Source organism: Haloplanus vescus (assembly GCF_900107665.1).
Classification (GTDB): domain Archaea; phylum Halobacteriota; class Halobacteria; order Halobacteriales; family Haloferacaceae; genus Haloplanus; species Haloplanus vescus.
In genome coordinates this window covers 187,271-206,414 of the sequence record NZ_FNQT01000002.1, presented here as the reverse complement: position 1 = coordinate 206,414, position 19,144 = coordinate 187,271, and the positions used below count along the sequence as shown (strand labels likewise).

Sequence of the window (19,144 nt, the reverse complement as noted above, 5' to 3'; positions counted from 1 at the left end):
CTGTGCCGTCTACCGTCGTCCACCTCGCCATCGGCGGCGTCATCGCCGCGGCGCTTCTGGGCGAGGAGTTCGACCGCCGCGCCGTCGCCGTCGTCCTCGCGGCGACGGCCCTGCCCGACCTCGACACCTTCGCCGGACTCTACCTGCAGGGCACACACCGGGCGCTGTTGCACACGTTCGTCCTGCCCGCCGTCGCGGGCGTCGCCCTCGCGCACGACACGCGATTGCGAGGCGTCTCGCGTCTGCGAGCGCGGTGGGGCGCACGCGGGACGCGAGTCGCGTGGGTCGCCCTCGCGGCCCTGATTTTCGGCGGTATCCTCCCCGACCTGATGACCAACGGCGTCAACGCCTTCTACCCGCTCTACGACCGGTTTTTCACGTTCAACGGCGAACTCCTGCTGTCGAATCAGCGCGGCGTCGTCCAGACGTTCGTCGACCTCTCGACGGCGCCGGAGCAGACGACCGAGAACACCCACTACTGGACGGGCGTCGACCCGACGCGCGGGGCGGAACCGGAAAACGTCGAGCGCATCTTCCCCGTCGTTCGCTCGGGGTTTCAGTTACTGGTGGTCGCGCTCGGCGCGTTCACGCTCGGGGCGCGATTTCTGGAAGAGCGCTGAGCCTCGCTTTCACGTCGCTCCGGTCACTACGGCCCTCGATGGCCGACGACACCGCAGTCCTGTGGCTTCGCCGTGACCTCCGCCTCCACGACAACCCGGCGCTCGTCGCCGCCGCGGAGGCCGACCGACTGCTCCCAGTCTACGTGTTCGACCCCGCACGCTACGGCACCAGCGCGTTCGGCGGGCGCGACTCCTTCGAGTACGAGAAGACGGGCGGGCGACGGACAGCGTTTCGGACCGAAGCGGTCGCCGACCTCCGCTCGCGCCTCCGTGACCGCGGACGTGACCTCGTCGTTCGCGTCGGCGACCCCACCGAAACCCTCGCCGACCTCGCCAGAGAGGTCGACGCCGACGCGGTTCACGTCCACACGCGTCCGACGCCCGAGGAGAAGGCCGTCGAGCGACGCGTGGAGGCAGCTGTCGACGCGTCGCTCGTCCGCCACTGGGGCCACACCCTGCACCACCCCGACGACCTGCCGTGCGCGGTGTCGGAGCTCGACGACACCTACACCCCCTTTCGGAAGGCGGTCGAATCCGAGTCGACGGTGCGAGCGCCGGCGGCGGTGCCGACGCTCCCGCCCCGTCCGGCGGTCGACCCGGGCGAACTACCCACGCCGGCATCGCTCGGCGTCGAGGCGACACCTATCGACGACCGGGGCGTCCTCGACTTCGAGGGCGGTGAGACGGCGGCACTCGACCGACTCGACGACTATCTCTGGGAGACAGACGCACTCCGCGAGTACAAGGAGACTCGAAACGGGTTACTCGGCCGAGACTACTCCTCGAAGCTCTCGCCGTGGCTGAACGAGGGCTGTCTCTCGCCGCGGCGAGTGAGTGCCGAAATCGACGCGTACGAGACGCGCCGCGTCGAGAACGAGTCGACCTACTGGCTCCGGTTCGAACTCCGGTGGCGTGACTTCTTCCAGTTTCAGTTCGCCAAGCACGGCGGGACGTTCTTCACGCCCGGGGGCATCCGCCGGCGCGACATCGACTGGCAGGAGGGCGGCGAGGCGTTCGAGCGATGGCGGCGCGGCGAGACGGGGGTTCCGTTCGTCGACGCCAACATGCGAGAGCTCGCGGCGACGGGCTACCTGTCGAATCGGGGTCGACAGAACGTGGCGTCCTTCCTCGCGAACGACCTCCGAATCGACTGGCGACTGGGCGCAGCGCACTTCGAGACGGAGTTGGTAGATTACGACCCAGCCTCGAACTACGGCAACTGGGCGTACGTCGCGGGCGTGGGCAACGACTCCCGTGACCGCTCGTTTGACGTGCTGTGGCAGGCCCACCGCTACGACCCGGACGCCGAATACGTGACCCGCTGGCTCCCGGAACTCGACGGGCTACCGCCGGAGGCGGCACACGAACCGTGGACGCTCCCCGAATCCGAACGGGCGGCGTTCGCGTACCCCGAACCAGTCGTGGCTCCCGAGACGCTACGGGACGAGTAAGAGCGTCAGTTCAGACGGGTCGGCCGTCGATGTCGGTACCGACGAGATACGTACCGAGAGTGAGTAGCGCCGCCGCGGCGAGGGCGAGCACGTCGATTGTTCGCGTCGTGCTGGGGGCCACAGTCGGGAGGAACGCGACCGTTCCCACGATCATCAGCACGATACCGATCATGCCACGCTGCTTGAGACCGAGCATACGACACCCCTCGATTCCCAGTTACATAATTGATTAGCTTTCCCGGCGGCGAGCGGCGTCGGTCACTGGCCGTACTCGTGGCCGACGACGAGGGTGACGGCGTTCAGGGTGAGGAGGCCCAGAAACACCGGAATCCGTTGGCCGTCGAGGCCGCCGAGGAGGAGGGGCAGGTAGAGGAAGGGGAGAGCGACGGCGGTCCAGAAGGCGAGGAACCGGAGCGGTGCGACGACGACGGCGCGACTCAGGCGGACGAACCGCGAGTCGAGGAGGTCGTCGGGGCGGGGCAAGCGGTCGATGGGGACGGTGGGGGACGAGTTCGACATCGGGGACACCTCATCTACGCCATACAGGGCCGACCCCATATACCCCGCCGAGCGTTCCCGTCGTTTCGGGGCATTTCATCGCGCGCGCAACGCAGACAACTCGCTCCAAGACAGACCCATATCACGTATAACGTTTTATCCGAGTCTCTAACTTTTTTATTCAAGAATTGAGGGTAGAATGAATCGGCAGTCGAAAACAGCGCCAGTCCCGACGACGAACCGGTGTTCTCTTAACGCCGGTGACGCGTAGGTGGTGACGAACGTTCATGTCGAATTCGAGCGCCACGACGGAGCGGCAAGTCGACAGCAACCTGTTCATCACCGTCTCCGGACCGCCGGGCTGTGGTGCGACGACACTCACCGAGGGACTCGCGGACGCGCTGAACTGCGGCTACGTCATCGGCGGCGACATCTTCCGTGACCTCGCCGACGAACGCGGTCTCTCGCTCCAGCAACTCATCGCCAAGGCCGAGGAGGACGACGAAATCGACCGTGCGCTCGACCAGCGACTCCGCCGCATCGCCGAGCAGTGGGGCGCGGCGAACAAGCCGTTCATCCTCGAGTCGCGCCTCGCGGGGTGGCTCGCGGGCAACCGCGCCGACCTGCGCATCTGGCTCGACGCGCCCGAGGAGGTCCGCATCGACCGCCTCAGCGACTACGAGGTGAGCTACGAAATCGAGCGCCCGGACGAGCGAACTCAGGACGTGGACGTCGATGAAGTCGACAGCGACGAGGGCTTCGGCGCCCTGTTGCGCGTCCGCGAAGTGAGCGAAGCCGGCCGCTACCAGAGTTACTACGGCATCGACGTCGACGACCAGTCGTTCTACGACCTCTCCATCAACACCGCGCGGTGGGACGCCGACACCGTCCTCAACATGGTGCTGACGGCAGTCGAAGAGTACGACCCCGAGAGCGACGAGGGGGCGTTCACGACCCGCGACGTGTCGATTTAGCCGCTCAGTCGACGCCCAGCGCACGCCGGATTCGGGGTATCTCTTCCCGAATCGCGGCGCGTTTGACCAAGAGGAAGCCGGCGAATATCAGCGCGAACCCCAGTGCCGTCGCCGTCGAGAGCCGTTCTTCGAGGACTAGCCACCCCGTGAGCGCCGCGAACAGCGGGGCGACGTAGGAGACGAGGTTGATTTCGACCGCACCGAGTCGGTCCAGCAGGTCGAAGTAGATGAGAAAGCCCAGCGCGCTCGCGGCGAGGGAGAGATAGGCGAGTGCGAGCAGTCCCCCGACGGAAAGCGTCACGTCGGCGACCGATTCGTCCAGCGCGAGCGAGACGCCGTGCATCAGGAGCGCGCCGCCGACCATCGACCACGCCTCCATCGTCTCGATTGGCAACTCGGCATCGATGCGCCGGGTCAGGACGGAGCCGAGCGCGAAGGCCGTCGCCGCGCCGAACACGAGGAGTTTCGCCACGACGCCGCCGGTGAGGAGGGCGTCGGGGTCGGGCCGTGCGAGGACGGCCACGCCCACGAGGCCGAGACAGAGACCGACGACGCCCGCGACGGTCAGGCGCTCGTCGGGGAGAAAGGCACGGGCGAAGCCAGTCGTCAGCACGGGGCTGAGGCTGACGATGACGGCGGCGGCCGCGCTGGTGACCGCCGGGTCGGATTCGCCGACGAACAACAGGACGTGGTAGCTGGCGATGAGTAGCGTCGCGCCGACGGCGACGAGACTCCACTCGCCCCGGCCGCGCGGAATTGGGTCGTCGACGACCCACGCCGCGTAGCCGAGCATTACCACGCCGGCGATGTCGTAACGAATCGCCGCGAAGAGGACAGGCGGAAAGGACGCGAGGCCGGCCTTGATGGCCATGAACGACGACCCCCAGATGGCTGCGAGGGCGAGAAAGAGGCCGAGATTTCGGTAGCGGGTCACGGTGGCGTTCGGCCCGACCCGCCACTCAACGTTTCGCTTTTCGCTCGTCGCGGACGGCCCGAAGCACGTCCTGTCGGGCGACGATGCCGACGAGGGTTCCGTCATCGTCGGTCTGCGACCGACTGCCCGAGGACCGTCGGTCCTCGCTGTCAATAACGGGCAACCGGTTGATGTCTCGCTCGTCGTCCGCCAAGAGGTCGAGGATGGTGTCGAGGTCAGTCTCGGGAGCGACGGTCACCACGTCCGCGGTCATCACGTCGCTGATGGGGCGGCCGGCGTGTCTCGCCAGGTCGACGCCGAGGTCAAGGTCGTCCCACGAGACGTCGACGGCGTAGGTGAGCGTCTCGGTGAAGGGCGGAAGGCCGATGGGAATCCAGAGCACGCGGTCCTCGGTCTGGAACAGGTGGACCAGGTCGTGTTGGGTGACGATGCCGACCACGCGACCGTCGTCGTCGACGACGGGGAAGCCGTTGAAGTCGACGCGGGCCAGTCGGCCGAGCACCTCGCTCACTTCGTCGTCGGGGGCGACCGTCTCCACGTCCGTCTCCATCAGATCGCGGGCTGTCAGGGTCACATCGGGCGAACGACCGACGACGGGGTAGGTGTTTGGGTGCGTCTCGCCGTACGTTTAAGTAAAGCCATCGCAAAGGGGGAGTATGGCCGTTCACGGCCGGTCGACGCTCAGAAACTTGTTCGACGACTCGCCGACGCCCCATATTGCGCATCCGCCGCGCACCCACCACCGACACTTCTACGTCGCCACTGACGGCTCCTATCGGGCCGACGGTGGCGGTCTGGGGGCCGTCATCGAAGCCCGAGACGGGACGCGAGTCGCCCGAGTCGCACTCGAGGACACCCCGCCCGACAACAACGTCGCGGAGTATCGGGCGCTCCACCTCGGCCTCGACGTCCTCGACGCCCGGGCACCGCCGGGGTCGCGCGTCGGGGTCCTCGTCGACCACGACGACCTCGCCGCGAACGTCAATCACGCCGTCCTCGCCGCGGACCACCCGGACTGGCAACCGACGCGGCCCATCGACGTGCCAACCCGGAGCGAGTACCACTGGCGCGGCATCCGCGCCCGCATCGCCACCTTCGACGAGATTCGAGCCGCGCGCATCGATAGCCGCGTGAATCCGGCGCATCCGCTGGCGAACGCGCCGAAGCAGTACGCACACGTCAACCACCGCGAAGAACACTGCGTCATCCCCGAAACTAACCGGGCCGACCGACGGCGTCGCAGTCGGGCGAGCGACGACGGGGCGGAAATCCCGCCGCCGTCGCGGGCCGAACGCCGCGCCAGCGATTAGTCGTCGCGCTCTTGGGCGTCGACGACGGCCACGCCCGCGAGGTTGACGATGTCTTTCACTTCGTCACCGCGCTGGAGGACGTGGACCGGCTTGTCCATCCCGACCAGCATCGGGCCGATGGCGTCGGCGCCGCCGAGTCGCTGGAGGAGCTTGTAGCCGATGTTGCCCGCTTCGAGGTTCGGGAAGATGAGCACGTTCGCGGGGTCGTCGAGTTCCGCGAAGTCGTAGGTGCCGTTGAGGATGTCCTCGACGACGGCGGTGTCGGCCTGCATCTCGCCGTCGACGGGGAAGTCAACCGCGGGGTCCTCGCGGAGGGTCTGCGCTGCCTGCCGAGGCTTCCGGGTTCCCTCGTTGTCCACGCTCCCGAAGTTCGAATAGGACAGGAACGCGGCGCGCGGGTCGACGTTGAACCGGCGAGCCAACTTGCCCGTGTGCCGACCGATTTCGGCGAGTTCGGCGGCGCCGGGGTCTTGGTTCACCGTCGCGTCGGCGACGAAGACCACCTGATTGCGGAAGGTGAGCATGTACACGCCCGCCGCGTAATCCGCGTCGTCGGCCGTCCCGATGACCTGGAGTGGGGGACGGAGCGCCGAGGGGTAGTGGTGCATCAGGCCGGTGAGCATCGCGTCGGCGTCACCCATCTCGACCATCACGCTCCCGAGGTAGTTGCCGTCGCGGACGAGTTCGCTCGCCTCGCGGCGCGTGACGCCCTTGCGCTTCCGGAGTTCGTACAGGCGGTCGGCGTAGGCGTCGAGTTCGTCGGCGACGGGGTCGACGATTTCGGGGTCGAAGTCGAGACCCAGGTCGTCCATCGTCGTCCAGATGGCGTCGCGATCGCCGATGAGGACCGGCGTCGCGATGCCTTGGTCCGTAATCTGGTAGGCGGCGCGAATCATCTTCTCGTCGTCGCCCTCCGCGAGGACGACGCGCTTGGGGTCGGTCTTGGCCTTGTTGAGGACGACCCGCATCATCTCGCGGGACTTCCCGAGGCGGGCTTCGAGCTCCTCGCGGTAGACGTCAAGGTCGATGGATTCGCGCGCGGCGCCACTCTCCATCGCCGCCTCGGCGACGGCGGGCGCGATTTCGAACATCACGCGCGGGTCGACGGGTTTGGGGAGGATATACTCCGGGCCGAACTGAAGCGGCTGGTCGCCGTAGGCCTTCACCACCGCGTCGGGGACGTCCTTGCGCGCCAAGTCCGCGAGCGCGCGGGCGGCGGCCACCTTCATCGCCTCGTTGATTTCCGTCGCGCGCACGTCGAGTGCGCCCCGGAAGATGAAGGGGAAACCGAGGACGTTGTTCACCTGATTCGGGTAGTCCGAGCGCCCGGTGCCGACGATGACGGTGTCGTCGCGCGCGCTTTTGGCCTCGTGATACCCGATTTCGGGCTCGGGGTTTGCCATCGGGAAGATGATGGGGTTATCGGCCATCGACTGCACCATCTCCGGGCTGACGATGCCGCCGACCGACAGGCCAACGAAGACATCGGCGCCCGCCATCGCATCGGCGAGGTCGCCGGCCGAGCGGTCCTGTGCGAACTGGGCTTTGTACTTGTTGAGGTCGCCGTCCTCGACTCGGTCGGTCGTGATGATGCCCGAGGAATCACACATCGTGATGTTCTCGCGCTTGACGCCGAGCGAGACGTAGAAGTCGGCGGTGGCGATGGCGCTCGCGCCCGCGCCGGAGATGGTGACCGTCAGGTCGCTGAGGTCTTTATCGAGAATGTCGGCGGCGTTGACGAGGCCAGCACCGGTGATGATGGCGGTGCCGTGCTGGTCGTCGTGGAAGACGGGGATGTCCATCTCCTCGCGAAGCCGTTCCTCGATTTCGAAGCAGTCGGGCGCCTTGATGTCTTCGAGGTTGATGCCGCCGAAGGTGGGCTCCATCGCCTTCGTCGCGGTGACGATGTCCGAGGGGTCGTCGAAGTCGAGTTCGATGTCGAAGACGTCGATGTCGGCGAAGCGCTTGAAGAGGACGCCCTTGCCCTCCATCACGGGTTTCGACGCCTGCGCGCCGATGTCGCCGAGGCCGAGCACCGCCGAGCCGTTGGAGATGACGCCCACGAGGTTGCCCTTCGACGTGTACTCGTAGGCTCGGTTGGTGTCCTCGTGGATGTCCTCACAGGGGGCAGCCACGCCGGGGGAGTACGCGAGACTCAGGTCCCGTTGTGTGTTCGTCGGTTTCGTCGTCGAAATCTCGATTTTACCGGGAGGGTCCTGTCGGTGGTACTCCCTGGCGTCGTCGTCAAGTCCCATAACCGCGACCACAGAGGGATAGCCAAAAAACCTTCCGTGGCACGTCATACCCCATATCCGCCAGTTGTCGGCCGATTCGCCGGGGTATCGGTGCGACAGGTCGTATATCAACGTTCGGGGCGGTTCCCACGGGCAGGTGGGTTCGGACAGGTCTAAGTGCGCCGGGTGCTGAACCGCGCGTATGCGCCTTCGCGACCGGGTCACGTTCCCTCGCTTCGCCGCGTTCACGACGGGGCTGACGCTCACGCTCGTCATGCTCGGCGTCTACACCGCCGCGACGGGGTCCGGGCTGGCCTGTTCGGCCCAGTGGCCGCTCTGTGACAACGGCCTGCTCCCCCAGACGATTCCGAGCTTCATCGAGTGGTTCCACCGCCTCGTCGCCATGATTACCGGGTGGTTCATCCTCGGCACCGCCGTCTGGGCGTGGCGCCGCGACGCCGGCGAACGCCTCACCGCGACCCTCGCCGTCGCCCTGCTCCCCCTCCAGATTAGCATCGGCGCCGTGACCGTCACCCTGAGCGGCCTCTTCCCCGACGGCTACTCGCCGCCGACGCAGGGCGCCCACCTCGTCGTCGCGCTCACCATCTTCTCGCTGCTCGTGTGGACCGCCCTCTCGGCCCGAGAGACCGACACGCCGTCGCTCGGACAGATAGAGCGCGCGCTCCACGTCGCACTCGGCGCGCTAATCGTGAGTATCCTCGCCAGTCGCGTGTTCAAGCCGACGCCGTACGGGCCCGGCGGGCAGGCAATCTTCTACGGCGCGTCGCTCGTCGCCGTCGCTGCCCTCATCGCCGCGACTCGGTGGCTCGCAACTTCCGCGGTGCCGCAGCTTCGCCCCGTCACCGCGGGCGCGCTGGCGCTCCTATTCGTCGGGATGTTGCTCGGCCGCGACCTCGTGTACTACACGCCGACGGTCAGAATTCTCAACGCCGCCGCGTTCCTGCTGGCGGGTGTCGGCGTCGTCGCCGTCCTCGCGCTCGCCCGCCGGACGCGCACCGGTCGGTCCGGGTCCGCGTCGGTCAGAACTCGGTGACGACTTCGACGCCCGTCGTCTCGTAGTCGGTCATCGCCGCCAGTCGAGTCGGTACGTCCTCTAGCGTCACCTCGCGACGGACGAGACGCCCGGGGTCGATGGCGCCCGACTCCAGCAGGCGAAGGAGTTCGTCGTACCGCGTCGGCGGCATCCCGCGCGCCCCGTGGAAATCGGCTTCTAACATCGCCATGCGTTCGACCGGCAGCGACACCTCGCCGCGTTCCTCGTCAGTCGTCAGACCGACCTGGACGTGCGTCCCGCGGCGCCGGAGCGAGTGCACGGAGTTGCGACACGTCTCGGCCACGCCGAGAGCGTCGACGGAGACGTGGGCACCGCCGTCGGTCACCTCGCGGATGCGTTCCGGGACTTCACCGGTGTCGTCGGCGTTCAGGACCGCGTCCGCGCCGAGGTCGGTCGCCATATCGAGCGCCGCGTCGCGGATGTCGACGGCGACGACGCGCGCGCCGAGGGCGTCGGCGATGTGGACCGTCGAGAGGCCGACGCCGCCACAGCCGTGGACCGCGACCCAGTCGCCAGCACCAACGTCGCCCCGCGCGGTGAGCGCGTGAAACGCGGTCATGAACCGACAGCCCAGCGCCGCCATGTCCCGCGCCGAGACGCCGTCGGGGAGGTGCATCGCGTTGTAGTCGGCGTGGGGGACGTGGACCTGTTCGGCGAAGGCGCCCTGTGCCTCCTGCTGGAAGCCGAGGGCGAGGCCGTCCTCGCAGACGTTCCCGTGACCGCGCAGGCACTGGGGACAGGTGCCGTCGCCGAGGTTGAACGGGACGGCGACGCGGTCACCGACGGCGACGCGTTCGACTCGCGCCCCGACGGCGACGATCCGACCCGCGGGTTCGTGGCCGAGAATCTGGCCGTCGCGCACCCGGTCGCCGACCCACTCGCCGTGGCCCTGCCACGCGTGCCAGTCGCTCCGACAGACGCCACAGGCCTCGACGGCGACGACGACGCCGTGGGGCGCGAGGTCGGGGCGCTCCACGTCGGTTATCTCGAGCGGTTCGCCGTGTTCACGGAGGACTGCGGCACGCATACCCGCCCCACGGCGAGGCAGGACAAAAAGGTCACATGAAATCGGAGAGGCCGGACTGGCCGTCGTCGGCGTCCGCATCGGCGTCGTCCGCAGTCGCCTCCGCATCGTCGTCGCTCGCCTCCGTCTCGGGCACCGAGTCGTCGCCATTCGAGTCGTCGTCGGCCGCCGCGTCGGCAGTCGTATACTCGCCACCGAACGCGTCCGAGTGGTCCTCCATCGCTTCCTCGCGGAGCTCTTGGGCGTCGGCGACGATGGATTCGACCTTGTTCGTCGTCTCGCCGCTCCCGGTGACGAAGGAGACGGCCGCTTCGTCGAGGTCGTAGTACGCAGCCATCGCCACGGTCAGGTCGCGCGGCTTACAGTGGTGGGTCATGGCCGCGAGGAAGGGCAGCACTTCGCGGCGGGTCGTCGCCATGCTGAAACCGCCGCTATCGGCGACTTTCCGGACGACTTCGTCGGCGGTCGAATCCGAGGAGGGCCAGAACTGCGGGCGGTTGAACCGCGTCCATCCGCCCTTCTGCCCGTCGCGGGCGGCGGCCACGCCGCCGGCGAGGGCGTCGGTCGCGTAGCGCCAGTAGCCGTACTCCTGTGTGGCACGGACGCGACCCAGCCATCGGTCGGCGTCGGCCAAGTGGTCGTACGCCCGCGCGAGCTCCTCGCCCTCGTACACCTTCGTGACGTTCTCGGCGAGCCACTTCGTGAGGTCGTCGGGCGTCTCGTCGACGCGATACGCGGACTGAATCGCCTCCTCGGCGGACTCCTCTTTCAGCACGGCGTCGAGGAAGGGGAAGATGTCGAGACTGCGGTCGCGGTCACCCGTCGCCACGTCGTCGACGGTGAGACGCCGGTCGCTCTCGGCGGCCGCCTGCAGGTCGTTGACGGCCGAGCGGAGGTCGCCGTCGTTCACCTCGGCGATGCGGTCGAGGGCGTCGGCCTCGAACTCGATGTCCTCGCGACGGCAGATGTCCCGGAGGACGGGGACGATGGAGCGCGCGGACACGTCGCGGAACTCGATTTCCCGACAGGCGTTGCGCAGGCCGCGGCTCATGTCGTAGTAGTCGTTGGCGAGGAGGACGATGGGCTGGTCGGCATCTTTCACGACGCGGGTGAGCGCGCTCGCGCCGCCGCGGTCGTAGTTGCCGTGGATGTTGTCCGCCTCGTCGAGGACGATGAGTTGTCGGCCGCCGGTGTCGTCGCCGCCGGTCGAGCCGGCGAGCGTGGCGTTTTTCGACGCGCGACCGGCGAATCGCTCGATGACGTCGGACGTGCGCTGGTCGGAGGCGTTGAGTTCGACCGTCTCCCACCCCATGTCGGCGGCGAGGGCGTGGGCCGCCGACGTCTTGCCGACGCCGGGGCTGCCGTGGACGACGACGGCCTCGCGGTGGTCGTCCCACGTCTTCGCCCACTCCGCCAGGGCGTCGCGGGCCTTGTCGTTCCCGCGGACGGCCGACAGCGTCGACGGGCGGTACTTCTCCGTCCAGTCTACCATTATCGGGTGCAGGCGGGACGCGCGTTTAGTGGTTGCGGAGCGGCGCGTCGACCGATATCGAACCGGACGCCATTTATATCAGCCGCGCGGAGTTTCGGGCATGCGACGCCGCGCGTTCCTCGCTTCGACCGGTATCGCCGCCCTCGCCGGCTGTTCGACTGGTGATAGTTCAACCGACGGGACGGCGACGCCCACCTCGACGGCGACGTCGACGGAGAGTGGCGAACCGAACTTCGAGATTCGGGGGACTCGCTTCCCCAGCACGCAGACGCTCAACGTCGCGACGACGTTCGTCATCGCCATCCAGAACACCGGGACTGGCGACGGGACGTTCACGTCCGAACTGGAGACGAAAGTCGGCGACGGCGAGTGGGGAACCGCTGGCGAAATCGAAATGGACGTTCCGGCCGGCGAGACGGCCGAATGGCACAGCCCCGAATTCACGGCGCAGTACCTGACGACCCTGTACTTCCGCCTTGCCGACTTCGACGAGACGTGGTCCATCGAGATTACGCCCCGCGAACTCGACTTCGGGAACTACTACGCAGCCCCCAACGGCCTGTACATCAACCTCCTCGGCGGGTCGTTCGAATCGTCGTACCCGACGAGCGACGACTCCGGGAACACGACGGCGACATCGACCACCACCGCCACTGCAACACCCACTACGACACCCACGTCGGCACCGGACGGAAAGACGTGGGCGGTCATCAGCGCCGACGTGCGAAACCGGTTACAGGAGCCACTCACCACCCCGCCCGCCGACTCGTTCGAACTCACTATCGACGGCGAATCGCAACCGCAGCACCAAGAGGTGTCCGACAACCCCTACGAGAGCGGCGAGCTCGAAGGGCGGACGGTCATTCGCGGCGAATTGGTGTACGCCGTCCCCGAGGGGACGACGGTCGACGACATCGAAGTCGTCTGGTCGCAATCGCTCTCGAAGGGCGACGTGAAATCTATCTGGACGAGATAGCGGCGAGCGCAGTCAGTAGACGCGCTCGGTCGCGATTTCCGCACCGTCTGCGAGAGCCTCGAGCTTCGCCCACGCGATTTCCGGGTCGACCATGCCGAGACCGGCCTGCGTACCGAACCCACAGTCCGGCGCGGCGACGACCGGCGTCGAATCGTCGACGGCGTCGACGACTCGCTCGATGCGGTCGGCGATGGTCTCGGGGTGGTCGATGATGTTCGTCTTCACGTCCACGACGCCGGGCATGAGCGTCCAGCCGTCGGGGAGCGGATGTTCGGCGAACGCGCGGTACTCGTGCTGGTGGCGCGGGTTCGCTTGCTCGATGCTGAGTCCCGAGATGTCTGCCTCGTAGATTTCGGGCAGCATCTCGGCCAGGTCCGTGTCGAAGTGATGGGGACCCTCGTAACTCCCCCAACAGGTGTGCAGGCGGACCTGTTCGGCCGGGATGCCCGACAGCGCGTCATTGAGCGCTTCGATGTGGAGCCGGGTGGCCTCCTTGATTTCCGAGAGGGGCGCGTCCGCGTAGGCCGCCGTGTGACCGACGGTGAGGAGTTCCGGCGCGTCGATTTGGAGGGTCATGCCCGCGTCGGCGATGAGTTCGTACTCCTCGGCCATCGCGTCCGCAGTGGCGAAGAGGTACTCCTCGTAGGAGTCGTAGTAGTCGTTGACGTGCGTGGCCGTGACGACGCTCGGCGACGCCGCGGTCATGAACGTCTCCGTGTCCTCGACCGCCGACAGCGCGTCTTGGAACGTCGCGAGTTCGTCCTCGGCCTGTTCACGACCCGTGTACTCGATGGGGCCAGTGACGACCGGATGCATCGAGAGGTCGATGACGTCGGTCTTGAACGTGCGCTCGGCGTAGCCGGGGAACTCCTGGAGGTCCGCCCAGAGCTCCTGTTCCTCCTCGCCCTCGATGCCGCTGAGTCGGTCCGCGACGTACCAGTTGAACGAGACGCGCGACTGTTCGCCGTTGTTGATGGAGTCGAGTCCGACCTCAGTCTGGCGCTCGACCACGTCGCGAGTGGCGTCGGCGACGGTGTCGGTCCACGTTTCCTCGTCGACGTCCTCGCCGTTCTGGCGCTTTTCGAGGAGGTCGAGCAGTTTCGGCGGGCGGGGAAGGCTTCCGATGTGTGTCGTCTGGATGCGGTCGTCGCTCGTCATGAGAGTCGTCTTCAATCTCGTCGCGGACCACAATATGAGCCACGATTACGCGTCGGGGTGTCGCTGTCGAGGGTGAGAGTGAGGAGAAATGCCCGGGGTGGGCTCCGAACCCACGATCTCCGCATGTCCCAGGTTACGAGGCTCGGCGGGCCTCGAGGGAGGCGGAGGCTTCCAAGGCCGAGGTGTATCCGCACCGAAGCTCGAATACCCTATGAGTGCGGCGCTATGTCCAGCTAAGCCACCCGGGCGCAGTAGTCCGTATGCCGATGCCGCCCTTGAAACTTCTCATATCAATCCACCCCCCGGATTTATCACGCGCGGCGGGGACAGTCCGCGCATGAGTCTGCCGGAAATCGTCCAGTCTGCCCTCGACGACGAGTCGGTGGCGGCGCGGGTGGGGTTGGGTGGCGACGACCTGCTGCTCGTGACCCCGACGCGGACGCTCGTCTACCGGGCGGAGGGGTTGCTCTCCGACGAGACGGTCGCGGAGTACCCACACGACGCCGAACGCGTCGGTGTCTCCGAGGGGCGCCGAAAGGCCGAAATCACGCTCGATTACGGACTCGACGGCGAGGAGTCGTTCTCGGTGCCCACGTCGCGACTCGACCAAGTGCTCCACCCGGTCCTCGCCGGCATCCTGAACGCCCGCGGCATCACCGACTCGGGCGAGACGGTCAAACAGACCTTCCGGTTCAGTGAGTTGACCATCGTCGTCACGAGCGCTCGCGTCGTCCGCCACATCGGCGCCGCCGTCTGGGACGAAGACTACGAGGCGTACCACTTCGACGGCGTGACCGACCTCGATTTCGAGGAGGGGAGCGTCGCCACCTCGGTGGTCATCACCGTCGACGGCGGGCAGGAGCGGTTCAAAGCACCCAACGAGCAAGCGCGGGCGCTACGCGAGACGCTCGTCGACGCGGTGTGTGAGTACCACGGCGTCGAAGACGTGGACGCACTCCGCCGGACGGCGGCGGCCGACGACGACGACTCCGCCGAGCCGAGCGACCGCGTCTCGTTCGGTGACGGCCCCGACCCGCTGGATACGAGCGGCGTCGACGGCGACATCGAGGAGGAGCGCGACCAAGCGGAGACGAGCGAGCGCCGAGAGGCGTCCGCAGCCAGTGACGGCGAGTTCGGCGACTCGGACTTCGAGTCGGCGAGCGTCGACGACGACGTGGCGCAGGAACTCGCGGAACTCCGGTCGGTAATCGAAGCGCAGAACGAACGCCTCGACCGGCAGGAAGAGACCATCCAGCAGCTGATCGAGGAACTCCGGCAGGGACGCTAGTCCCGACCCAGCACTTTTCGCACACAGGAGGAGCCGAACGGCCCGAGTTCGCCGGTATCGAGCCTGACGAAGTGGCCGGTCGATATCGACGCCCCGCAGCGCCGGCAGTCGTAGTCGCCCTCTCGGGTCACCACGTCGCGCTCGAAGCGGACGAAGCCGTCTCGCTGCATCCGGACGTGGCCGTCGTCGCGTTCGATGATGCCGCGCACCTCCGCCTCGTCGAGGACCGTCCGAACGAGCGTCGGGTCGGTCGTCACCGTCTCGATACGGTCGACGACGGCCGACAGCGGGAGCGACTCGTCGTCGAGAGTGGCGAGCAAGTCGAGCGCGAGTTCGACTCGGTCCTCGGTCACAGCGGAGGGTCGGTGCGAGCGCCCATCAACGTCCCGTCTCGCCGTCGAAGCGCAATCCGTTTGGAGGCGGGCGTCGAGACCCGACTATGCACCGTCGCAGTCGCCTCCTCGCGGGCGTCGCGCTGGTCGCCGCAGTTGTCGTCCTCGGCGTCCTCGTCTCGCCGGCGGTGGTGCTCGCCCGACTGGCGTGGGTGGTGGCGGACCCGCTTCGACTGCTGGTCGCGCTCACGTTGGTCGCGCTGGTCCGCCCCCTGTTCGCGTGGCCGACGACGCTCATCGCCGTCGTCGCGGGCTACGGGTTCGGCCTCCGCGGCTTTCCGGTCGCGCTGGCGCTCGTCGTCGTGACGAGTCTCCCGCCGTACTGGGTGGCCGCCCGCGGCGCCGGCACGGGGAGCGTCGCCGCCGCGGGGGAGCGACTCGTCGCGGAAGCGGGCGCGCTTCGGGGCGTCGCCGGGAGTCGGCTCCTCCCCCTGCCGTCGGACGTGGTGTCGGCCGGCGCGGGCGTCGCGGGCGTCCCGGTGCGCGCGTTCGCACTCGGGACGGCGCTCGGCGAGGTGCCGTGGGTCGCGGCGGGCGTCGTCGCCGGCGACTCCTTCGCCACCCTCGACGCGGTGTCGCTGAGCGCCGTCCTCGACCCGCGTGTCGTCGTCGGGGCGTCGCTCCTCGCACTCCTAGCGCTGGCGGGGCCGGTCTACCGAACGTACGAACGGGCGTGACCTCACTCCAGTAGCGACTCGCCGGTCATCGCCGCCGGTTTCTCAACGCCGACGAGTTCGAGGAGAGTCGGCGCCACGTCACACAGCGAGCCACCGTCGCGGACGCGACGCCCGCCGGAGGGGTCGGCGCCCGGGGCGGCGTAGATGAACGGGACTTCGTTTCGCGTGTGCGCGGTGTGGGGGTCGTCGGACTCACCCATCGACTCGGCGTTGCCGTGGTCGGCGGTGACGAGGGCGTGACCGTCGGCATCGTGGACGGCGTCGACCAGTCGCGCGAGGGTGGCGTCGACGGCTTCGACGGCTTCGATGGCGGCGTCGAAGTCGCCCGTGTGGCCCACCATGTCGGGATTGGCGTAGTTCAACACCAGCACGTCCGGATTCTCGGCCTCGATGTGTTCGATGGCCGCGTCGGTGACGGCGGCGGCGCTCATCTCCGGCTTGTGGTCGTAGGTCGGCACGTCCGGGCTCTCGACGATGTGGCGGTGTTCGCCCTCGAACTCCACCTCGCGCCCGCCGTTGAGGAAGTAGGTGACGTGGGCGTATTTCTCGGACTCGGCGATGCGGAGTTGCGTCTTGCCCGCCTTCGAGAGCACCTCGCCGAGCGTGTCGGTCAGTTCGACCGGCGGGAAGGCAACGGGGAAGTCGAACCGCTCGTCGTAGGCGGTCATCGTCACGAGATGCGTGTCGGGTTGGTCGAGCGAGAACGACCACTCGGGGTCGACGCCGGCGAGGAGGCGGACGAGCTGTCTGGCTCGGTCGGCGCGGAAGTTGGCGAAGACGATGGCGTCGCCGTCCCGTATCTCCGCCCCGCCCTCGATGAGCGTCGGTTCGACGAACTCGTCGGTTTCGTCGCGGTCGTAGGCGGCCTCGATTGCGTCGACGGCCGTCGATTCGACGTGGTCGGCCTCGCGGTTCACGATGGCGTCGTAGGCGCGTTTCGTCCGGTCCCAGTTGCTGTCGCGGTCCATCGCGTAGTACCGGCCAGTGACGGTGGCCACGTCGCCGGTGCCGTGTTCGTCGGCGACGGCAGTGAGTTCGTCGAGGAAGTCGACGCCGTCGGTCGGCGCCGTGTCGCGGCCGTCGGTGAAGGCGTGCGTGACCGCCGCCACGTCGTTGCGGGCGGCGAGTTCGATGAGTGCGTGGAGGTGGCGCTGGTGGGAGTGAACGCCGCCGGTGCTGACGAGGCCCATGACGTGGAGGCGGCCGCCCGTCTCGGCGACGTGGTCGACGGCGCCACAGAGGGCGTCGTTCTCGAAGAAGGAGCCGTCGTCGACGGCGTCATCTGCAGTGTCGGCGTCGGTGCCGCCGCGGTCGATGGCGTCGTCGATGCGCGCGAGGGGTTGGGTAACGACGCGCCCGGCGCCGATGTTGAGGTGGCCCACTTCGCTGTTGCCCATCTGTCCGTCGGGGAGACCGACCCGGCGGCCGGAGACGTCGAGTACGCCCGCGGCTCCGGTGTCGAAGAGCCGGTCGAACGTCGGTGTGTCGGCGGTCGAGACGGCGTTTCGCTCCGAGCCGTCGAGCCCCCAGCCATCGAGGATGACCAACGCGGCGTCCATGCTCGAAGCGACGCCACGGGCCGTTAACTAGCTGTTGCATCCGCGCGACCCGAAACCACCGGCACGCCTTTCACCGGCGGCGTTCGACGGAGAAGCATGACAGCCGACGAACAGGGCTCGGTCAGCGTCGGGGTGTTGTCCCTCCACAACAGCAAGGAGACGAAGGCCATTCTGAACGCGGTCGAGGACCTCGGCCACGACCCGGTGTGGCTGCGCCGCGAGAACACGACCGTCAGCATCGAGGACAGCGAGGTGACGGTCGACCCGGACGTGGACGTGGTGGCCAACCGCCTCCTGCTGTCGACGACGAACGAACCGGCGGAGCTGCTGGGGTTGGCAACGACGTTCAACCGCATCCGCCCCATGCTGAACGAACCCGACGCGGTGCTGACCGCGATTCACAAGTTCGCGACGGCGGCGACGCTCGCGGACTGGAACGTCCGCGTCCCCGACGCCTTCCTCGCCCTGTCGAACGACCGCCTCAACAGCGGCCGCGAACGCTTCGGCGACGTGGGAGTCTACAAGACGGCCATCGGCACTCACGGCGGCGGGACGTGGAAGGTCGACCTCACCGAACCGGTCAACCCGCGAGTCGGCAACCGACAGGCGTTCCTGCAGGACCTCGTCGAACGCGACGAGAACGAACACCGCGACCTCCGGGTGTACGTCGTCGACGGCGACATCGTGGGCGCGATGTATCGCTACGCGCCGGAGGGGGAGTGGCGCACCAACGTCGCCCTCGGCGGCGCCGTGGCCGACGCGGCCTCGGACCTCCCCGAAGCGGCAGCGGAGACGGCGCTCTACACGACCGAAGTGATGGGACTGGACTACGCTGGCGTCGACCTCATCGAGGGCGACGACGGCTGGTTCGTCCTCGAAATCAACCCGACGGCGGGGTTCAAGGGGCTGTACGAGGCGACGGGGACCAGCCCCGCCCCCTACGTGGCGAAACTCGCCATCGAACGCGCCGGCGGGTCGGTCGACGAGGAACGCGTCGAGAACCTCGCGGCGACGCTCGACGACTCGACGCCCGCCTGCAAACCCCGCACTACCCCGCCCCAACAGGAGGACCTCCCCATCATCGGCTACATCGAGGAAGTCGTCGTCAGCGGCACCAGCGGGTCGACACAGGTGAAAGCGAAATCCGACACGGGGGCGACGCGGACGAGCATCGACACCGGCCTCGCCGCCGACATCGGCGCCGGCCCCATCAAGAGCATGACGCGCGTGAAATCGGGGAGCGTCAAGTCCGGGAAGGCCCGGCCTGTGGTCGACCTCGTCATCGGCATCGGCGGGATGCAACACACCGTCACCGCGAGCGTCGAGGACCGGAGTCACATGGACTACCCGCTCCTCCTCGGGCGGGACGTGCTCGAGCACTACCGCGTCGACGTGCGGCGACGGGCGGACGACGACGAGCGAGACGCGGGCGAGATACTCGAGGAGTAACGGCCCCGAGGCTTTTCCGTCTCCTGACGGAAG

19 protein-coding genes and 1 tRNA gene are annotated in these 19,144 nt (G+C 67.8%); 9 read left to right on the top strand and 11 right to left on the bottom strand.

The window, feature by feature from the left end:
• The first annotated feature begins 2 nt into the window (after positions 1–2).
• Both BLU18_RS08735 and BLU18_RS08730 read left to right on the top strand, forming a co-directional pair.
• A complete protein-coding gene (locus BLU18_RS08735) occupies positions 3–620 on the top strand; it encodes a metal-dependent hydrolase (RefSeq protein ID WP_092634075.1) in 618 nt (205 codons plus the stop codon).
• Positions 621–658: 38 nt separating this feature from the next.
• The gene (locus tag BLU18_RS08730; RefSeq protein WP_092634073.1) at positions 659–2,071 is read left to right on the top strand and encodes a DASH family cryptochrome; all 1,413 of its coding nucleotides are present in this window, start codon (positions 659–661) and stop codon (positions 2,069–2,071) included.
• 10 nt (positions 2,072–2,081) lie between these two features.
• Here the strand turns inward: BLU18_RS08730 and BLU18_RS08725 are convergent, their stop codons facing one another.
• Both BLU18_RS08725 and BLU18_RS08720 read right to left on the bottom strand, forming a co-directional pair.
• Complete coding sequence (locus BLU18_RS08725; protein ID WP_092634071.1) at positions 2,082–2,267, bottom strand: DUF8178 family membrane protein; 186 nt, start codon at positions 2,265–2,267, stop codon at positions 2,082–2,084.
• A gap of 62 nt (positions 2,268–2,329) precedes the next feature.
• Entirely contained in the window at positions 2,330–2,590 is a 261-nt protein-coding gene (locus BLU18_RS08720; protein WP_092634559.1) for a DUF8028 family protein, read from the bottom strand.
• Between the two features lie 266 nt (positions 2,591–2,856).
• Between BLU18_RS08720 and cmk the strand changes: the two genes are divergently transcribed.
• Complete coding sequence (gene cmk, locus BLU18_RS08715) at positions 2,857–3,543, top strand: (d)CMP kinase (protein ID WP_092634069.1); 687 nt, start codon at positions 2,857–2,859, stop codon at positions 3,541–3,543.
• A 4-nt stretch (positions 3,544–3,547) separates the two neighbouring features.
• Here the strand turns inward: cmk and BLU18_RS08710 are convergent, their stop codons facing one another.
• Both BLU18_RS08710 and BLU18_RS08705 read right to left on the bottom strand, forming a co-directional pair.
• On the bottom strand, positions 3,548–4,477 hold the full coding sequence (locus tag BLU18_RS08710) for a DMT family transporter (RefSeq protein WP_092634067.1): 930 nt from the start codon (positions 4,475–4,477) through the stop codon (positions 3,548–3,550).
• 25 nt (positions 4,478–4,502) lie between these two features.
• Positions 4,503–5,051 carry a CBS domain-containing protein gene (locus BLU18_RS08705; protein WP_092634065.1) on the bottom strand — a complete coding sequence of 183 codons (549 nt, stop codon included), beginning with the start codon at positions 5,049–5,051 and terminating at the stop codon, positions 4,503–4,505.
• 82 nt (positions 5,052–5,133) lie between these two features.
• Between BLU18_RS08705 and BLU18_RS08700 the strand changes: the two genes are divergently transcribed.
• Positions 5,134–5,787, top strand: coding sequence for a ribonuclease H family protein (locus BLU18_RS08700; RefSeq protein WP_092634063.1), 654 nt, complete (start codon positions 5,134–5,136; stop codon positions 5,785–5,787).
• Here BLU18_RS08700 and BLU18_RS08695 read toward each other — a convergent pair.
• The gene (locus BLU18_RS08695; RefSeq protein WP_092634061.1) at positions 5,784–8,042 is read right to left on the bottom strand and encodes an NADP-dependent malic enzyme; all 2,259 of its coding nucleotides are present in this window, start codon (positions 8,040–8,042) and stop codon (positions 5,784–5,786) included. The genes BLU18_RS08700 and BLU18_RS08695 overlap by 4 nt on opposite strands.
• Before the next feature lie 181 nt (positions 8,043–8,223).
• Here BLU18_RS08695 and BLU18_RS08690 point away from each other — a divergent pair, with 181 nt between their 5' ends.
• Positions 8,224–9,075 (top strand): COX15/CtaA family protein, encoded by an 852-nt coding sequence (locus BLU18_RS08690; RefSeq protein ID WP_092634059.1) that lies wholly within the window; start codon positions 8,224–8,226, stop codon positions 9,073–9,075.
• On the opposite strand, the gene BLU18_RS08685 is transcribed toward BLU18_RS08690, so the two are convergent.
• Positions 9,062–10,123: a zinc-dependent alcohol dehydrogenase family protein gene (locus BLU18_RS08685; RefSeq protein ID WP_092634057.1), complete on the bottom strand. Its 1,062-nt coding sequence runs from the start codon at positions 10,121–10,123 to the stop codon at positions 9,062–9,064. The two genes, BLU18_RS08690 and BLU18_RS08685, sit on opposite strands and share 14 nt — an antisense overlap.
• 31 nt (positions 10,124–10,154) lie before the next feature.
• Positions 10,155–11,612, bottom strand: coding sequence for a replication factor C large subunit (locus BLU18_RS08680; RefSeq protein ID WP_092634055.1), 1,458 nt, complete (start codon positions 11,610–11,612; stop codon positions 10,155–10,157).
• A 100-nt stretch (positions 11,613–11,712) separates the two neighbouring features.
• Here BLU18_RS08680 and BLU18_RS08675 point away from each other — a divergent pair, with 100 nt between their 5' ends.
• On the top strand, positions 11,713–12,588 hold the full coding sequence (locus BLU18_RS08675) for a DUF4352 domain-containing protein (protein ID WP_092634053.1): 876 nt from the start codon (positions 11,713–11,715) through the stop codon (positions 12,586–12,588).
• Positions 12,589–12,600: 12 nt separating this feature from the next.
• On the opposite strand, the gene BLU18_RS08670 is transcribed toward BLU18_RS08675, so the two are convergent.
• Positions 12,601–13,746 carry a cobalamin-independent methionine synthase II family protein gene (locus BLU18_RS08670; RefSeq protein WP_092634051.1) on the bottom strand — a complete coding sequence of 382 codons (1,146 nt, stop codon included), beginning with the start codon at positions 13,744–13,746 and terminating at the stop codon, positions 12,601–12,603.
• 89 nt (positions 13,747–13,835) lie between these two features.
• Positions 13,836–13,994 (bottom strand) — tRNA-Met (locus BLU18_RS08665).
• 89 nt (positions 13,995–14,083) lie between these two features.
• Between BLU18_RS08665 and BLU18_RS08660 the strand changes: the two genes are divergently transcribed.
• Positions 14,084–15,034, top strand: coding sequence for a DUF7115 domain-containing protein (locus tag BLU18_RS08660; protein ID WP_092634049.1), 951 nt, complete (start codon positions 14,084–14,086; stop codon positions 15,032–15,034).
• On the opposite strand, the gene BLU18_RS08655 is transcribed toward BLU18_RS08660, so the two are convergent.
• Positions 15,031–15,387, bottom strand: coding sequence for a DUF5830 family protein (locus tag BLU18_RS08655; RefSeq protein WP_092634047.1), 357 nt, complete (start codon positions 15,385–15,387; stop codon positions 15,031–15,033). The genes BLU18_RS08660 and BLU18_RS08655 overlap by 4 nt on opposite strands.
• Before the next feature lie 86 nt (positions 15,388–15,473).
• Between BLU18_RS08655 and BLU18_RS08650 the strand changes: the two genes are divergently transcribed.
• Positions 15,474–16,103, top strand: a complete 630-nt coding sequence (locus BLU18_RS08650) for a VTT domain-containing protein (RefSeq protein WP_092634045.1) — start codon at positions 15,474–15,476, stop codon at positions 16,101–16,103.
• A 2-nt stretch (positions 16,104–16,105) separates the two neighbouring features.
• On the opposite strand, the gene gpmI is transcribed toward BLU18_RS08650, so the two are convergent.
• A complete protein-coding gene (gene gpmI / locus BLU18_RS08645; RefSeq protein ID WP_092634043.1) occupies positions 16,106–17,662 on the bottom strand; it encodes a 2,3-bisphosphoglycerate-independent phosphoglycerate mutase in 1,557 nt (518 codons plus the stop codon).
• Positions 17,663–17,758: 96 nt separating this feature from the next.
• Between gpmI and BLU18_RS08640 the strand changes: the two genes are divergently transcribed.
• On the top strand, positions 17,759–19,111 hold the full coding sequence (locus BLU18_RS08640; RefSeq protein ID WP_176791215.1) for a putative ATP-dependent zinc protease: 1,353 nt from the start codon (positions 17,759–17,761) through the stop codon (positions 19,109–19,111).
• The last annotated feature ends 33 nt before the right edge of the window (positions 19,112–19,144 follow it).

Coding starts and splice junctions, on each gene's coding strand:
- BLU18_RS08730 (WP_092634073.1), top strand. CDS start 659: ATGGCCGACGACACCGCAGTCCTGTGGCTTCGCCGTGACCTCCGCCTC.
- BLU18_RS08690 (WP_092634059.1), top strand. CDS start 8,224: ATGCGCCTTCGCGACCGGGTCACGTTCCCTCGCTTCGCCGCGTTCACG.
- BLU18_RS08700 (WP_092634063.1), top strand. CDS start 5,134: ATGGCCGTTCACGGCCGGTCGACGCTCAGAAACTTGTTCGACGACTCG.
- BLU18_RS08725 (WP_092634071.1), bottom strand. CDS start 2,267: ATGCTCGGTCTCAAGCAGCGTGGCATGATCGGTATCGTGCTGATGATC.
- BLU18_RS08660 (WP_092634049.1), top strand. CDS start 14,084: ATGAGTCTGCCGGAAATCGTCCAGTCTGCCCTCGACGACGAGTCGGTG.
- gpmI (WP_092634043.1), bottom strand. CDS start 17,662: ATGGACGCCGCGTTGGTCATCCTCGATGGCTGGGGGCTCGACGGCTCG.
- BLU18_RS08695 (WP_092634061.1), bottom strand. CDS start 8,042: ATGGGACTTGACGACGACGCCAGGGAGTACCACCGACAGGACCCTCCC.
- BLU18_RS08640 (WP_176791215.1), top strand. CDS start 17,759: ATGACAGCCGACGAACAGGGCTCGGTCAGCGTCGGGGTGTTGTCCCTC.
- BLU18_RS08670 (WP_092634051.1), bottom strand. CDS start 13,746: ATGACGAGCGACGACCGCATCCAGACGACACACATCGGAAGCCTTCCC.
- BLU18_RS08650 (WP_092634045.1), top strand. CDS start 15,474: ATGCACCGTCGCAGTCGCCTCCTCGCGGGCGTCGCGCTGGTCGCCGCA.
- BLU18_RS08680 (WP_092634055.1), bottom strand. CDS start 11,612: ATGGTAGACTGGACGGAGAAGTACCGCCCGTCGACGCTGTCGGCCGTC.
- BLU18_RS08675 (WP_092634053.1), top strand. CDS start 11,713: ATGCGACGCCGCGCGTTCCTCGCTTCGACCGGTATCGCCGCCCTCGCC.
- BLU18_RS08685 (WP_092634057.1), bottom strand. CDS start 10,123: ATGCGTGCCGCAGTCCTCCGTGAACACGGCGAACCGCTCGAGATAACC.
- cmk (WP_092634069.1), top strand. CDS start 2,857: ATGTCGAATTCGAGCGCCACGACGGAGCGGCAAGTCGACAGCAACCTG.
- BLU18_RS08720 (WP_092634559.1), bottom strand. CDS start 2,590: ATGTCGAACTCGTCCCCCACCGTCCCCATCGACCGCTTGCCCCGCCCC.